Annotated in this window: 17 protein-coding genes; 6 read left to right on the top strand and 11 right to left on the bottom strand. The window is 24.9% G+C overall.

Translation table 4 applies throughout. From position 1 onward, the window contains the following. Nucleotides 1–148: 148 nt before the first annotated feature. From AACK89_RS07250 to AACK89_RS07225, 7 genes are all read right to left on the bottom strand, one after another. Nucleotides 149–754 carry a cation:dicarboxylate symporter family transporter gene (locus tag AACK89_RS07250; protein ID WP_338978325.1) on the bottom strand — a complete coding sequence of 202 codons (606 nt, stop codon included), beginning with the start codon at nt 752–754 and terminating at the stop codon, nt 149–151. Continuing rightward, entirely contained in the window at nt 754–1,068 is a 315-nt protein-coding gene (locus AACK89_RS07710) for a cation:dicarboxylate symporter family transporter (protein ID WP_422397450.1), read from the bottom strand. Before AACK89_RS07710 ends, AACK89_RS07250 begins: the two co-directional genes overlap by 1 nt. Beyond that, on the bottom strand, nt 1,023–1,811 hold the full coding sequence (locus AACK89_RS07705) for a cation:dicarboxylate symporter family transporter (RefSeq protein ID WP_422397449.1): 789 nt from the start codon (nt 1,809–1,811) through the stop codon (nt 1,023–1,025). The genes AACK89_RS07710 and AACK89_RS07705 overlap by 46 nt, the downstream gene beginning before the upstream one ends. 33 nt (nt 1,812–1,844) lie before the next feature. After that, nucleotides 1,845–2,717: an FAD-dependent oxidoreductase gene (locus AACK89_RS07240; protein ID WP_338978322.1), complete on the bottom strand. Its 873-nt coding sequence runs from the start codon at nt 2,715–2,717 to the stop codon at nt 1,845–1,847. Then, the gene (locus tag AACK89_RS07235) at nt 2,683–3,291 is read right to left on the bottom strand and encodes an FAD-dependent oxidoreductase (RefSeq protein ID WP_338978319.1); all 609 of its coding nucleotides are present in this window, start codon (nt 3,289–3,291) and stop codon (nt 2,683–2,685) included. The genes AACK89_RS07240 and AACK89_RS07235 overlap by 35 nt, the downstream gene beginning before the upstream one ends. 70 nt (nt 3,292–3,361) lie before the next feature. Next, nucleotides 3,362–4,375: an alpha/beta hydrolase gene (locus AACK89_RS07230; protein ID WP_338974433.1), complete on the bottom strand. Its 1,014-nt coding sequence runs from the start codon at nt 4,373–4,375 to the stop codon at nt 3,362–3,364. A 30-nt stretch (nt 4,376–4,405) separates the two neighbouring features. Further along, nucleotides 4,406–4,717 (bottom strand): HU family DNA-binding protein, encoded by a 312-nt coding sequence (locus AACK89_RS07225; RefSeq protein WP_338975615.1) that lies wholly within the window; start codon nt 4,715–4,717, stop codon nt 4,406–4,408. Nucleotides 4,718–5,029: 312 nt separating this feature from the next. Between AACK89_RS07225 and AACK89_RS07220 the strand changes: the two genes are divergently transcribed. Then, nucleotides 5,030–7,153, top strand: coding sequence for a hypothetical protein (locus AACK89_RS07220; RefSeq protein WP_338978317.1), 2,124 nt, complete (start codon nt 5,030–5,032; stop codon nt 7,151–7,153). A gap of 135 nt (nt 7,154–7,288) precedes the next feature. Here AACK89_RS07220 and AACK89_RS07215 read toward each other — a convergent pair whose 3' ends face one another. The 4 genes from AACK89_RS07215 to AACK89_RS07200 form a co-directional block, all read right to left on the bottom strand. Further along, nucleotides 7,289–8,527, bottom strand: a complete 1,239-nt coding sequence (locus AACK89_RS07215) for an IS256 family transposase (RefSeq protein ID WP_281749630.1) — start codon at nt 8,525–8,527, stop codon at nt 7,289–7,291. Nucleotides 8,528–8,633: 106 nt separating this feature from the next. Further along, nucleotides 8,634–8,876: a hypothetical protein gene (locus tag AACK89_RS07210; RefSeq protein WP_338978315.1), complete on the bottom strand. Its 243-nt coding sequence runs from the start codon at nt 8,874–8,876 to the stop codon at nt 8,634–8,636. Nucleotides 8,877–8,906: 30 nt separating this feature from the next. Beyond that, nucleotides 8,907–10,006 (bottom strand): IS3 family transposase gene (locus tag AACK89_RS07205; RefSeq protein WP_338977768.1). Its coding sequence is split into 2 segments (ribosomal slippage): nt 8,907–9,763 and nt 9,763–10,006, totalling 1,101 coding nucleotides; the frame shifts between segments, so codons are not numbered across the junction. Nucleotides 10,007–10,119: 113 nt separating this feature from the next. Then, nucleotides 10,120–10,353 carry a hypothetical protein gene (locus tag AACK89_RS07200; RefSeq protein WP_338978313.1) on the bottom strand — a complete coding sequence of 78 codons (234 nt, stop codon included), beginning with the start codon at nt 10,351–10,353 and terminating at the stop codon, nt 10,120–10,122. A gap of 131 nt (nt 10,354–10,484) precedes the next feature. On the opposite strand from AACK89_RS07200, the gene AACK89_RS07195 reads away from it, so the two are divergent. The 5 genes from AACK89_RS07195 (at nt 10,485) to mnmG (ending at nt 15,363) form a co-directional block, all read left to right on the top strand. Continuing rightward, on the top strand, nt 10,485–11,105 hold the full coding sequence (locus tag AACK89_RS07195; RefSeq protein WP_338978310.1) for a hypothetical protein: 621 nt from the start codon (nt 10,485–10,487) through the stop codon (nt 11,103–11,105). An 18-nt stretch (nt 11,106–11,123) separates the two neighbouring features. Continuing rightward, nucleotides 11,124–11,858 (top strand): hypothetical protein, encoded by a 735-nt coding sequence (locus AACK89_RS07190; RefSeq protein WP_338978308.1) that lies wholly within the window; start codon nt 11,124–11,126, stop codon nt 11,856–11,858. A gap of 259 nt (nt 11,859–12,117) precedes the next feature. Beyond that, complete coding sequence (locus tag AACK89_RS07185; protein WP_338978306.1) at nt 12,118–12,906, top strand: exonuclease domain-containing protein; 789 nt, start codon at nt 12,118–12,120, stop codon at nt 12,904–12,906. Nucleotides 12,907–13,066: 160 nt separating this feature from the next. Beyond that, entirely contained in the window at nt 13,067–13,195 is a 129-nt protein-coding gene (locus AACK89_RS07180) for a hypothetical protein (protein WP_255495891.1), read from the top strand. Nucleotides 13,196–13,479: 284 nt separating this feature from the next. Further along, entirely contained in the window at nt 13,480–15,363 is a 1,884-nt protein-coding gene (mnmG, locus tag AACK89_RS07175) for a tRNA uridine-5-carboxymethylaminomethyl(34) synthesis enzyme MnmG (protein ID WP_338978303.1), read from the top strand. Nucleotides 15,364–15,449: the final 86 nt, after the last annotated feature.

Here is a 15,449-nt window from a genome sequence, read left to right as displayed (position 1 = left end):
GTAGAAATGTATTAGCGCATCAATTAATTTTTATTAGTCCATATCAAAAAATTAGTTATTTTCCTCACTTAATTTCTACTATATATTTAGTTTTGTGATATCTTTATGAAATAGATTACTAAAAATTTATTTAGATAATAATTGGAAATTAGATATCTTTACCACTTTTAATTGTTTTAATATCTTTTTTTAACTGCTCTTTTAAAAATTTAATATCATTCTCACTATTTTTTACTTTTTTTAATGCTTCAATTTTAACTTTAGTATCTTTTTTTAATGCTTGAATCTTATCATTTTTTTCAGATCTAATTAACAATTTGGCTCCAACTTTCTTTGTTAAAATGTGTAAACCCATAAAAGGGTATTTTTTTAATAAAAGTTTTTCATCTTCAATTAATTCTTGATTGCGAGAAGCAATAACAGTAGCTTGTAAACCACCAGAAATATTAACTGCAGTTCTGCCCATATCAAATAAACCATCTAAAGCACCAATAATACCATAAACAGCAGCATAATAGCTACCAAAACCAAGACCACCTAAAACACCAGCTGTTACAACAGCAGCAGTTCCTGGTACTCCCGCAATTCCTAATGAAGCAACTAATGTTACAATTAAGCCATTAATAAATAAAATAGCAATTGTTCAGTTGGGGAAATTACCAGGAAGGATAACACTAAATCATAAGAAAGATAAAATAATGCCAGCTTGCACTCCAGCACAGCCACTTAAACCTATTGTTGTTGAAAGTGGCATTATACTGTATCACTACCCTCTTCTTTCACTTTTAAATCTTCTTTTAAGGTATTCATAGCAATTGATAAAGCGGCATTAGAAGACTGAGTTGTAAAACCAGCAATAATTGGTTTCTGTGCTTTTAATAATCAACGATAAGGATTAATACCAAATAAATATAATGATAATAAATGTCATAAGAAAGTAATAAGTAGTGCTAAATAAGCGACTCCAATAATAATGCCAATATTAGCAAGTGCACCAATTGGTTGATTAATAATTGCTGTTGCTAGCATACTCATAACAGCAAATGGCATAGTTTTAAAAAACGACACATTGTTTCTAAAGTGTTTCTTGCTTTGTCCATTCGTTCTTCATTATGCTTAGTTAGTTTTTTAATTGCAAATCCAATTAAAGCACCAAGGACAATGATTGGAATAATTAATGTTTGAGTAAAAACACCAATTAAGCTGCTAGGAACGTAACTAATGATAATTTCGGGAATTGTTTTGGTGGTAGTTTTATCGTAACTACCACCATCAGTTAAATTAAAACCTTGGCCAATTTTAAAAGCAATTCCTAGTCCAAAGGCAATAGTAAAAGCAATAGCCACATTTATTAATAAAATAGTAATACCAACTCCTGAAACTTTAGTTATTGTTTTTGAGTTACTATTTTTTTTACTAGTAATTCTAGCAATAGCTAAAAATACTAATGGAATAGTTAACATAGTAATACCAATAATAAAAATAGTTTTTAATAATTCAATTCAGTGTACAATTTCTGCAACTCAGGGTATATAGTCAGGATTAGGTTTTATTGGTGTTCCAGGTAAGTTAGGATAAGTAATGTTATGATTATTAAAACCAGTAATAACTTGGATAATAATACCAAAAATTAGTCCTAATCCCATTCCAGTAAAAATACGAATTGGAAATTTAGGTTTAGTTTTTTTAATAAAAATAGAAAGTGCTAGGATAATACTAAAAAAGACAATTATCCCGATTAGACTTTGTCAGTGTGAAATACCAACAAAGTCTCTTAATAAGTTAATATTGTCATTACTAAGAGTTGTCATAGTTGCTACCTCATTCTTTTTATTTTTTATAGGTTATGACGATGTTACTTTTCTGCTTGCTATATGAATAATATCACTAGTACGAGCAAAAGGAGGTGAATAAACTAAATCTAAATTTTGTAAATCACGGATGTCCATTTTATTTCAAATGGCAGTAGCAAGAGCATTAATTCTTAATGTGGCATGATTATAGCCTGCCATTTGTGCTGCCAGTAATTGGAAATTTGTTTTATCATAAAATAGTTTCAAGTATAAAGGACGAGATTGTTTTAAGTATCTTGGTAGATCATAATCTTTAATATAAACACTACCAATTTTATTTTTATCAATCGTATCAAAACTACCAGTTTTTGTTATTTCTAAATTACCAACACGTAAAATACTTGATCCTAAAGTTCCTGGATATTTATGTTCTGGGTTTTTAATATTATCAGCAATAATACGTGCCATTTTATTAGCATTAGTTGCCAAGGGAACATATATTGATGATTTATCAAATTGACTATATATTTGTGCACAATCACCACCACTATACATATTTGAAAACTTTTTTGTAACATTTTCTTTAGAAGGAATTTGACAGAATTCGTTAATAATAATTGCTTTATTTTTATTTAATTCAATGTTGCTATTTTGTAAAAAATTCGTATTTGGTTCAAAACCAACTGCTAGTATTACTAAGTCACAAGGTATTGTTTTTCCATTTTTTTTATCACTTACACTTCTTAAACGCAAATCATTAACATTATTATGAGTCATCATTAGTTCTTCAACTTGATAGTTTAGTAAAATAGTGGCATCGTTTTTTGATTTAGTTTTATGATTAATATTTTTTTTGGTTAGTTCATCATAAATTAATTGGCTAAATTCTTTATCAACAGCGTATGCCATTAATCGATCTTTCATTTCAACGATTGTGACATTTTTTTTGTTTTAAGCATGCTTCTGCCATTTCCATGCCAATGAATCCACCGCCAATAATAACTATTTTTTTAGCATTTTTCATTGCTTTTTTTAGATTTATGGCATCTTCTTTAGTAAAAACATTATAAACATTATGTGGCAAAATACCATGACTAAAAGGTGGCGGAATTTTTGGTTTGGCTCCTGTTGCAATAACTAAGGCATGATAAGATACAACTTTTGCTTTAGTTTTATCGTCTGTTATTTTTTTGACATGAATTTCTTGTTTTGCTGTATCGACTTTAATAACATTTTGATTTAAATGAATTTTAATTTTATTTTTATTATTAGTTTTTTCTGAAAAATCTTTTTTTGTACGATCATTTAAAAGTTTTTTATCTTTAAATTCATTAGCAATATAATAAGGAATACCACAAGCACCAAGTGAAATATAGTTTTTTTCTTGATAAACATGGATATCAAAATTTTTATCACTATTTTTTTCACTACGTAATAATTTACTCGCAACTCCCATCCCAGTCGCGCCAGCACCAATAATAATAACTTTAATTTTCATTTTTATCATCGCTCCACTCTCATTAATTATAATATATATTTAATAAAAATATCAATTAATAGTGTTTATCTTAAGTATTGATTCATTTTTGAACAAATTCTAAAGTAGTGTCACTTATACCTTTATCAGTTACTAAATTATATTCATTAACAACTGTGTGGTCTAAATCACCAATTAAAAAACTTTGACCGTGGTTAGCATCAAGGATAGTGTATAATGAACTTTTTTTTGGTATTTCATATCGAATTTTTTCTTGAAATAATTCGTTAGCATTAGTGTAGTTAATAAAGTGATCATTTTGACCATGAAGAAATAACATTGGCATATCAGGTATTAATTTTAAATATTTAATTGGTTGTATTTCTTGTAAACCATCGACACCAAATGTTTTTTGTGCTTTTTTCCGACTTAATTTCAGCATTAAATTAGTAGGTAAGAAAGCATAATTGTATAGTTTTTCACTATACGTACGATCTAAGCGACTAAATGTACAATCAGAAATAATGAATTTTACTTTTTGATTAATTTTATGTTTTGCATATAAATCGCTTCACATTACTACTGTTGCGCCACCTAATGAAAAACCATATAATCCTAAAGCAGTAGTTTCTTGCTTATATGTTTTACAACAGTATTCAATAATGTCTTGTAAATCTTGTGATTCTTTTAAACCAAAAGTTGTTGGTGATGCATCACTTTCACCATGGTTACGAGCATCATATCAAATAACATTATAGCCAGCACGTAAAAAAATGAAAGCCTGTTTAAATATTCAAAATCTTGTATTAGTTATTCCGTGTAATAAAATTATTGTTTTATTATTATTTTCATTTTTAAGGGGACTTTTTAAAAGATTACCGTATAATGTTAAATTGTCAATTGATGTTTTAATTGAAAAAGGAATTATATTTTCATGTTTTTCTAGGTATTCTCAATATTCAAAATACATTGGCCATTTTGCTAATTCAATTTTAACTTTCGGTTGAGATTGAGAATTATATTGCAAGCATGCTTTAAACATTTCAATTGAATTTATATTAACTTTTTGTCTTAATTTTATTCTATTAATACTACTTTGTTTCATTAGTTTTCCTCACATTTTAGGTCATACATTTTAATAGTCGATGTTATTTAGTATTGTTGGTTTTGGTTTACAACGAATATATTTTTTGTATTTTTTATAAGGTATAAATTTAATATATTTGTATTTGCTAACTACGTGTTGTCCATTATTTTTACTATTTCGTCGTAAACAAGGTTTTACTTTTTTGATTTTAAAAGTACCAAAATTAGAAATAGTAATTACTTTACCTAGTTGGTTAATATTTTTAATTTCTTCAATTACACAATTAAAAACTATTTCAATATCTTGAATGTTAAATTTAGTTTTATCTGATACTCTTGCAATTAATTCTTTTGCGTTCATAAAAATCAACCCTATCTGTTTGCCCATATCCTTCTAATATTATTTTATATTATTTTATTTATAAAATGTAATCTATAAATTTTTCGTACTTTGCTTATTAATAATTTTATATATAAAAGGCATTTTACATATTTAATTTGAATAATTTTAACATTAAAAATAATAAGAATCAAAGATAAAAATTTCTTTATTATATTCAATAGTATAAGTAAGTATATTCCTTAACTATAATTATAATTTCTATAAAATGTAATTACAAAAATAAAAGTGTTTGGCCATTGCTTTAGTTTTAAAGCAAGTGGTTTTTTATTTTTGAAAGAAAAGAAAGAGAGGTTTAAAATTATTCTAGAGATAGCGACAACAAATGTTTCAATAGGTGATATTGAAAATAAAATTAGAAAATTTAAAGAAAATTTAGAAATTTTTAAAAAAGAATTCACATTTTTCATAAATGAAAGTGTTGAGGAACAACGTAATTATAAACAAAGATATCAAGATATTTTATCAGAAGAAGAATTAGAGAATAGTAAATATGAAAAGGATTTATCTTATAAAGAAGATGATTTAAAAAACTTAAAAAGTCATATTGAAGATTTAACAAAAAGTAGGACTAATAATCAACTTAGAAATCAAACATTGGATGAAAAAATAGCAAAAGATCAAAAAGAATTAAAAAAAATAAGAAAAGAAATTAAAGCTTTGCAAAAAGATAAAGAAGAGTTTAAAGAAAAAAGCGCAAAGATAGATAAAGATACTTTTCAAGAAACTCAAAAAAATATTGAAGATTTCCAAGCTACTATGAGAACAAAAATAAAATATGTTGAAGTAGTATCAGCTTTAATTGAAGTTAATTCAAGTGATGCAAACATACAAAAGCATTGAGATGCATTATGAATCGATTATAATAATAAAGTTAAAAATGCAAAAGAAAGAATTCAAATTTTAGAAACAAAAATTTCAAGTTATAAAAAACAAATTTTAGAAAATGAAATTAGTATTAAAAGCCAAGAAAAAGAAATAATAGTATTAACGCAAGAACAATTAAAGTTAGAAATTGATATAAAAAAAATTAAAGATAAAATTGAAAAAAATATAAAAGAAATAAGGGATAAATTAAATGAAATTAATAATAAAATGAATAGTTGTTTTACTGAAAATAAATTGAATATAACCAAAAAGAGTAATGATATTATTAATTTATTTAATGAATTTAAAACTTTTCATGAAAAAATAAAAGAAGATTTTAATTTTTTCATTACATTAAAAGAACAAGTAGATAAATTTTTAGGTGAATATTTTTTTATTAAAAACTCTAAAATTGAAAATTCTATATCAATAGTTGCTGATTATGATGCTGCACTTAAAATTATTATCAAGAATTTTACTACTTTTTTTGGAGAAAATAAATATGGTGAACTTTTAAAAAGTATAAAACAGTTTAATAACTATAAAGAAAGTAATGCTCAACAAGAATTACAACCATCAACTTCTAGTGATATCACTATTGATATCAATAATGAAAATAATGGTAAATGCAAATTATTTGATTTTGAAGAATTAAAATTAGAATCAGGATCAATAGTAAAAATGACTCTTAATTATTATAATTTTTTACAAGAATATAAAGGTCCATATTCTTATCTAATTTTTATTAAAGATGATAGTTTAAATGAAGGGAAGAATCAAAAAATAGCAAAAAACCTTTATTTTAATCCATTACTATTATTTGAAGATTGTAATGAAGAAGAACAAATGATTTTTAAAAAATTACAAAATAAAATGGCAAAAAATAGTAAAAAGAATTTTCTTTTTAATGAAAACAAAAAATTTGCTTTATTATGTACTAATGAAAATGATAGTTCGCAAAATCTTTTGTTTTTAATTGATTTTAGAACGTTAATTAAAATTCCTAAAAAGTTTATTCCATTAATGTATGATTATCAAAAAAAATATAATTTAAATCAAAAAATATGTAAAAAAATAGTTAATAATTTTGAACAAAAAAATAAAAAAGATTATAAATTTATGTTTATAAAAGTTAGAGTACAAAATAATAATATTAAAAATTATATTAAAAATTTAGATTTATTATATGAAAAAATTTATCAACAAAAAGATCAATTACAAGAGTTAAAACATTTATTTTTTGAATTTAATGAATTTCTTGATTTAAATAAAAAACAGCAAAATATAAAAATAAGTGATTATGAAACGCAACAAACTAGCGAATTTCTTAAAGAAAATGATTTTGTATATAAAATGGTAAAAGAAATATCTAATATTTTAGATATAACATTAAATTCAATAAATTCAGATTGTTTGATAGGAAATTCTAATAATGTATTACAAATAGCAGATGTTGAATCAATAAATCAAGAAGTATCAGTTGGTCTAGTACTTTCTGAACAAAAGATAGCATTTACAAATAATATATAATCAAAAGTTTTAAACTTATAAATAATGCAATTTTCCAGATAATTTAATTATCTGGAATTTAAAATTAATAAGGAAAAAAAATAATAATTTAATGAGGCTTTTTAATAATCTGTGTATCTTTGTTTTACAAAGTTACTAATTTAGATTAATTCTGTCTTCAAATTTTATCATAAAATGAGCAATTGCTGTATTTCAATTTTGAATAGGCAATGTTCATTTTTTTGTTATATTTTCAATTGCCAAGTAAAATATTTTGAAAACTGCCATATCATTAGGAAAAACTTTTTTATTTCTGATGATTTTTCGTAATTGACTATTAACAGATTCAATAGCATTTGTAGTATAAATCACTCTTTTGATTTCTACTGGATAACTAATAAAAACCATTAAATTATCTCAATTTTTATATCAAGATTTAGTAATTTGAGGATATTGTTTATTTCATTTACTTTCAAACGATTCTAAAGCTTGCATTGCTTGTTCTTCACTACATGCACTATAAATTGGTTTTAAATCTGCAACTAGACCTTTTCGATGTTTGTATGAAACATATTTTAAACTATTTCTAATTTGATGAACAATGCATAATTGATGTTCTGTTTTAGGATAAACTGATTGTATTGCTTCTGACATGCCTGTTAAATTATCACTACAAGCAATAAGAATATCATTTAAGCCACGATTTTTCATTTCTGTGAAATTAGATAATCAAAACTTAGAACCTTCATTTTCACTAATTCATAATCCTAAAACATCTTTTTTGCCTTCTAAATCAACTCCTAATGCTATATAAACTGATTTGTTAATAATCCGTTTATCTTGTCGTACTTTAACTACTATACAATCAAAATAAACAATAGGATAAATACTTTCTAATGGTCGATTTTGTCATGCTTTAACATCATCAATAACATCATCAGTAATTTGACTAATAACACTTTCACTAATATCAGCACCATGATATAACTCTTGCAACTGCATTCTAATGTCAGATAATGTCATTCCTTTTGCATACAAGGAAAGAACTTGTTGATCAAAACCATCAAATCTTCTTTGCCTTTTAGGAACTATTACAGGAGTAAAATTACTATTGCGATCTCTTGGTACATCAATTTCAATTTTACCTTGTTGAGTTATTAATTTTTTTGAACTTGTACCATTACGAGCATTTTCAGTAGTACTATGTTGATTTTTTTCATATCCTAAATAATTTTGCATTTCAGAATTCAACATTTTTTCAACTAATCTTTTTGTTAATTCTTTATATAAACCGCCAGGTTTAAAAACTGTTGTTAAATCTTCAGTATTTTCTAGTAATAAATCTACTGCTTTTGATATTGGATCATTATTATTAAAGTTATCTTTTTTAGCCATCTGTAACTCACTCTTTCTAGTCATTTAATTATATTTACTAGAATTAATTAAACATAGTTATTTTTGTAAGTTACACAGATTACTAAACATTTCCAATTTAATTTTTTTATATAAATTTTGAAATACTTCTATTTTTAACATTGATTTCTTCTCATGATTTTTCATCATTAATTCTATTTTTAACATTGATTTCTTTTCATGATTTTTCATCATTAATATATTTTTTAAATAAGATTTCTGATCATAATGGTGCAAAATATGAGATTTGTTGTTCTGTAAATGATACAATTTGTTCTTTTGTAAATGATGCAATTTGTTGTTCTGTAAATCATGGAATTTGGAATGGCAACCCTTTTTAGGACTATTTTTTGGTAGACATTTATTTTTGATAATTAACTGGAGTTAAGTAGTTTAAAGTGCTGTGAATTCTTATGTTGTTATATCAGTTGATGTAATCAAATAATTCTAATTTTAATTGGATTAATGATGTAAAATTTTTATCATTAATAAATTCAATTTTGAAAGTTTTAAAAGTTGCTTCAGCAACAGCGTTATCATAAGGACAACCTTTTTTGCTTAAAGAGCGATTAATATTGAATGCTAGTAAAAGTTTATCAATAATTTTATTATTAAATTCATTACCGCGATCACTATGAAATATTTGAATATCTTTTAAACAACGATTTGAGTGCATAAATGCTTGATGTACTAATGATGCATCTTTTTTAGTACCTACACTATGTCCAATAATTTCGCGGTTAAATAGGTCAATTAATAGGCAAATATAGTTTCATTTACCATTAACTTGAACATAAGTTAAATCACTAACAATAACTTCATTTTTAAGCCTATTATTAAAGTTTCTATTAACGATATTGGTTATTTGACTATCGTTGACTTTATTATGATGATTTTTGAATGATAATTTAGTGTATTTTGATATTAAATTATGTTTATTCATAATTTCTTTAATTTTTCTGCGTGACAAATAAATATTCTTTTCTTTTAGAACAACTTTTAATCTTCTTGTTCCATAAACTTCTTTATTTTCTTTAAAAGCACTAATAACAGCTTCATCATAAATATTATTTTGTTTTTTTTCTTTTTCCTTTAAATTAAAATAATATGTTGATTTAGAAAGTTTTAAAAAACGACACATTGTGCGAATTTTATATTTAACTTTATTTTTAGCAATAATTTCTATTTTCTGCCTATTATTAGTGCTGCTTGCTTTAAAATATCATTTTCCATTCGTAACTGTTTTAATTCTTTTCTTAATTTAATTAATTCATTTTCTTCAATAGAACGATTATCTTTAGTTTTAAAACTGCCTGAATTAGTAAATTGCTTAATTCAATTATAAGTAGCTGCTCTTGTAACATTGTACTCTTTAGCAAGACAAGACACTGACTTACCGCTTTGATATAAAGCTACTATTTGTTTTTTAAATTCATCGGTATATGAGTTAATATTGGCCATAATTATAGTTCCTTTCTTTTAACTAATTTGTTCACTTGTCTACGTAATTAGTGTCCAATAAAGTGTAACCTATCCAATGTTACAAAAAATGTTGGTAAAACAGTTAAAAAAACTTAATTTTTTATAGTTCCTCCCATTGTTGCAACAACAACAATATTAACAGGTGGTAGTGCAGCAGCAGTATTTGCAGCAACAGGTTCTGCTGTTGTTGCAAGCGCTGCTATTAAAAACAAAATAAGAAATAATAAAACAAAAAAGGAAGTTAAAAAAAATCAAAAAAGAGAAGAACAAGAAAATCTAAATAATCGTTCTAATAGACAACCATTATCTGAATTAAATCCAAACATTAATAATTTTAATAATGATATGCTATCAGTTGCTAATAATTTAGAAACTAATGCAACACCCCTTTTACGTACTGAATCAGTAACAAGACTTTAAAAAAATATTTTATAGATTAGAAAGAGAGAAATAAAAAATGCCTAATTTTAAAAGATTGAATTCAAATGTGTCTTCATCATCTGAATTAGAAATTAATGATAATGAAAAAGTAAAGAAGTCTAGCGGAATACCATCACCAAAGAAAATTGCAAATAATGTTAAAAAACAATTTAAAAAAAATATGCCTATTATAGGACCTGTTGCAGTTGGTCGAGGATTACTATTAACAGGTGTTCCTGTAATAGGAGCACTAGCAGCAACAGCATCAACTGCTGTTGTCGCTTCTATTGCTGATAGAAAACTAGAAACTAATAAAGCAAAAAAAGAAAGTAAACAAAAAAATGAAATATTTAAAGAAGAACAAATGGAATGTTTCAAATCAAAATTAGCAAGTCAAAAAGCACAATATGATTATGAAAGAAAAACATTTGAAGTGGGACTGGTTGAAAAAGAAGTAGAAAACAAAAAATTAAAAATTGAATTAAAAATGTTAGATGATCATTTAGAAAAACTAAATAATAAATGTAATAGAGAACCATTGTCTGAATTAAATCCCAATATTAATCAGTTTAATAATAAAATAGTATTAGGTGCTAATAGTTTAGAAACAAATATAAATAATAGTGATAAAACAACATTAAGACCAAGTTTAGGTTAAAGGAAAGGTAGAAAAATTATGTTTGGATGATTAGATGATATTGCTAAAGGTATAGAAGATATTGGAAATGATATTGGTAAAGGTGTAGAAGGTGTTATATCAGATATTGGTTCGGGTGTAGAAGATATTGGAAGAGGTATAGAAGATATTGGAAATGATATTGGTAAAGGATTAGAAGAAATTGGTAAAGGTGTAGATGATATTGGCTCAGATATTAGTGGCATTTGAGAAGATATTTCAAAAGGATTTGAGGATTTTACAAAAGACGTAGGAAATTTTTTTGAAAAAGGTTGACAAGGGATAGAATCATTTTTTAGTGATTTATTTGAAGGATTAGACTTTTTACTTTATGCTGTACCAATAGTTATTGGAGGAGCAATTGCTGTTGCAATAAGTGTCAAAATTTATAAGTTAATAACTAAACTGCAAAAAGATAAACTAGTACGAATGAATCTTAAAGATGCACAACGTCAAAGAAAAATTAATAAAAAAAATAGTCCTTTATTAGGAACACTTAGTGATAAAATTGTAAAAAGTAAAAATAAAATTAAAAAAAGAGAAGATAAACTGCAAGACGCAGAAAATAAATTAAAAAATTTAAAAGCAAAAAATCAAAAATTAGAAGAAAAAGAACTTAATAAACAAGTTAAAATAGCTAAAAAGTTAAAAAAAATTAATAATTTTCAAAATGAAGTAAATGATAGTGAACCATTAATTACTAGATATAATTCTTCACCTTCGTGTTCATTATAATATTTTTCTTATTTAAAAAAAGATTGCAACCGCAATCTTTTTTATTGTCAACAATATAATATTTTATTCATAATATTATTTTTATAAATTATATTAAGTTATTTGTTAAAGAATGATAATTAATTAATGAATTTTGCAAAAAATGAAGTTTTATAAGTAAAAATATAGTTACTCTAACTTATCAATGTTATAATTTATCAAAGGAATAACTAATATTAATTTATGAAAATTTAGATAGAAAGGTGCTATTGCCATTAATATGTTTTTTAAAAGTGTAAAATTCAAGAAGACAAATGATGATTTTGAAACAGATGATAATTCTGAATCAAAAGGTAATATAGAAGGAAAACAAGAAATAATTACACCTTTTAAACAGTATAAAAGTAAAGATAGTAAAAATCTTTTTGCTAAAAAAATGTTATTAAAAAGAAAGCAATCAAAATTAAATAGTAAGAAAAAATTTAGTGTTCATGATTGAGGGATTGATAATACTAATTATGTTTTTATTGATTTTGAAATTGCAAATTCGAATAAAACAAGTGCTTGTCAATTAATTATGATAAAAGTAACACAAGGTAAAATTGTCAAAACTTATAGTTCATTAATTAAACCACATCCCGAAGAATTTACTTTTTCTCATGTTCATGGAATTACAAGTGAAAGCGTATCTTTAATGTCAAACTTTAAAGAATTATGAGTAGACATCATTACTTTTTTTACTGAAAATACTGTTGTTATTGCTCATCACGCTAACTTTAACATTAATATCTTAAGATCATTAATTAATCATTATGATTTAAAATGTCCTAATTTTTTTTACATTTGTTCAGTTAAGTTATTTAGAAGAACATATGATTATCCTAATAACCGTTTAAGTGCTCTTGCTCATAGTAATCAAATTAAATTTGATCATCATGATCCATTGGCAGATGTTACCACTTTACATAAATTAATTAATATACATTTCAGTGAACATTACCATTTAAAAACTTTATGTAATAATCTTAATATTAAAATGGGGAAATTATTTGGTGATTCTTTATCTTAATTAATATAAGATGTATTTTTATATATAAAAATACTTTTTAAGTTTAAAGGTATAGTAAATAAAAATTTGCAAATTTAAAAATTAACATTATAATTATACTTATGTAGGAATATTAAGATAAATTATTTAAGTCAAATTGTATACAAAAGAGGTTACAGTTATGGAAAAAGAAATAGATGTTGCATATGTTTTATCACCATTGGATACAGTCACCAATGTTAATGACAAAAGTGTCTTTTCAATAAAAACACATCTTGTGCTAATAAATAAAATACTTAAAAGTAAGTAATTACTGGCTTTTAATTAGTATTAATGATTATTAATTAAAACAGTTGCTATTTTTAGGTGCAGCACTAATTCTTTAAATAATATTTATATCTTGTATAAAAGATAATGAATTATAATTGAGAAGATTATTAACTAAAATTCAATTTTATTTAATAAAAGTCTAAAAACTACATGAATATTTTGCTTGTTTATGATAACTTTACTAAAGAAATTAAAAATAAAATTTCTGATTTTTGATGTTATTAATTTTGATATGTAATATTTTATGAAATGGAGGTGAAATCAATGAAATATGACTATGAAATTATTGTAATTGGTGCTGGTCATGCTGGTGTTGAAGCGGCATTATCTTCTGCACGAGCAGGTCATAAAACCGCTATTATTACTCTTGATAAAACTAAAATTGCATTAATGCCATGTAATCCTTCTATTGGTGGACCCGCCAAAGGAGTTGTGGTTCGTGAAATTGATGCACTTGGTGGCGAAATGGCTAAAGCAGCAGATGCTACTACTTTGCAAATGAAACTATTAAATCATTCACGTGGTCCAGCAGTTTGAGCTATTCGTGCTCAATCTGATAAAATTGCTTATTCACAATATATGCAAAATGCAATAAATAAACAAGAAAATTTAACAATTTTAGAAGTTATGGTACAATCATTAATAATTGAAGAAAACACTGCTAAGGGTGTTATTTTAGAGAATGGCGAAAAAATTACTAGTGAAATTGTGATTTTAACTACTGGCACTTATATGACAGCTTTAACTTTACAAGGTCATAATAAGAAATCAGAAGGACCAGATGGTCAAAGAACAAGTAATGGTATTTCTGAACAATTAAAAATTGTAGGCTTTAATATGATACGTTTAAAAACAGGAACACCACCTCGTATTAAAAAAAATAGTATTGATTTTGACAAAACTAATATTGAACTAGGTAGTGATTTACCTTTAGCATTTTCACATGAAACTAAAAATTTTTTACCATTAGCAAAACAGTTACCTTGTTATTTACTTTATACAAATGATAAAACTCATACCATTATTAATAATAATTTAGATAAATCACCAATGTATAATGGTGAAGCACAAGGTACTGGACCACGTTATTGTCCAAGTATTGAGGATAAAGTAGTACGTTTTGCTGATAAGCCTCGTCATCAAATTTTCTTAGAGCCAGAATCACTTGCTTTGGATTCAATTTATGTCCAAGGTTTTTCAACATCGATGCCAATTGATGTGCAAGATAAAATGTTGAGAACATTACCTGGTTTAGAAAATTGTGAAGTATTAAAATGAGCATATGCTATTGAATATGATGCTTTTGAACCAACACAATTATGACCAACATTGGAAACTAAATTAATTAAAAACTTATTTAGTGCTGGTCAAATTAATGGTACTAGTGGTTATGAAGAAGCAGCGTGTCAAGGTTTAATGGCCGGAATTAACGCACATTTAAAAATAAAAAAAGAAAAACCATTAATTTTAAAGCGTGATGAAGCATATATCGGAGTTTTAATTGATGATTTAGTAACAAAAGGAACAGTTGAACCTTATCGTTTATTAACTTCTTTAGCTGAACATCGTTTATTATTACGAAATGATAATGCTCAAACAAGATTAATTAAATATGGTTATCAAGTTGGCTTAGTTAGTGAACAACGTTGATCACAATTTAATATTCAACAAAAATTAATGTCTAATATTGTTGAAAAATTAAAAACTATTAAAGTTAGTCCCAATTCAGAAGTTGCTAAGTATATTAATAATAATAATTTAGGTCCAATTCCCGATAATCATATTATTGCTTATGAATTATTAAAACGTCCAGGTGTCAAATTATCAATGTTTACTTCACAGTTACCTTTAATAAATGATTTACAATATCATCAATTAATGGAATTAGAAATTACAATTAAATATTCAGGGTATATTAATCAACAACTAAAAATGGCGCAACAAACTAATAGTTTAGAAAAAAAACAAATTCCTGGTGATATTGATTATGATTTAGTAGAAAGTATTACTGGTGAAGCTAGAGAAAAATTAAAGCGTGTTAGACCATTAACAATTGGTCATGCTACAAGAATTTCTGGTGTTAGTCCTGCTGATATTCAAGTTTTATTATTTTTTTTAAAACGCAAATATCCAAATTTAAATATTTAATAAATTAGCGATTTTTTAATTAAGTTCGCTAATTTTATATATTAAATATTTTACTTGCATTTTAAAGTTTAAAGAAGATTTTGATT

Origin of the sequence: Spiroplasma endosymbiont of Panzeria rudis, from assembly GCF_964019705.1 — a bacterium.
Lineage (GTDB): Bacteria > Bacillota_I > Bacilli_A > Mycoplasmatales > VBWQ01 > Spiroplasma_E > Spiroplasma_E ixodetis_A.
This window is presented reverse-complemented; position numbering and strand designations above follow the sequence as displayed.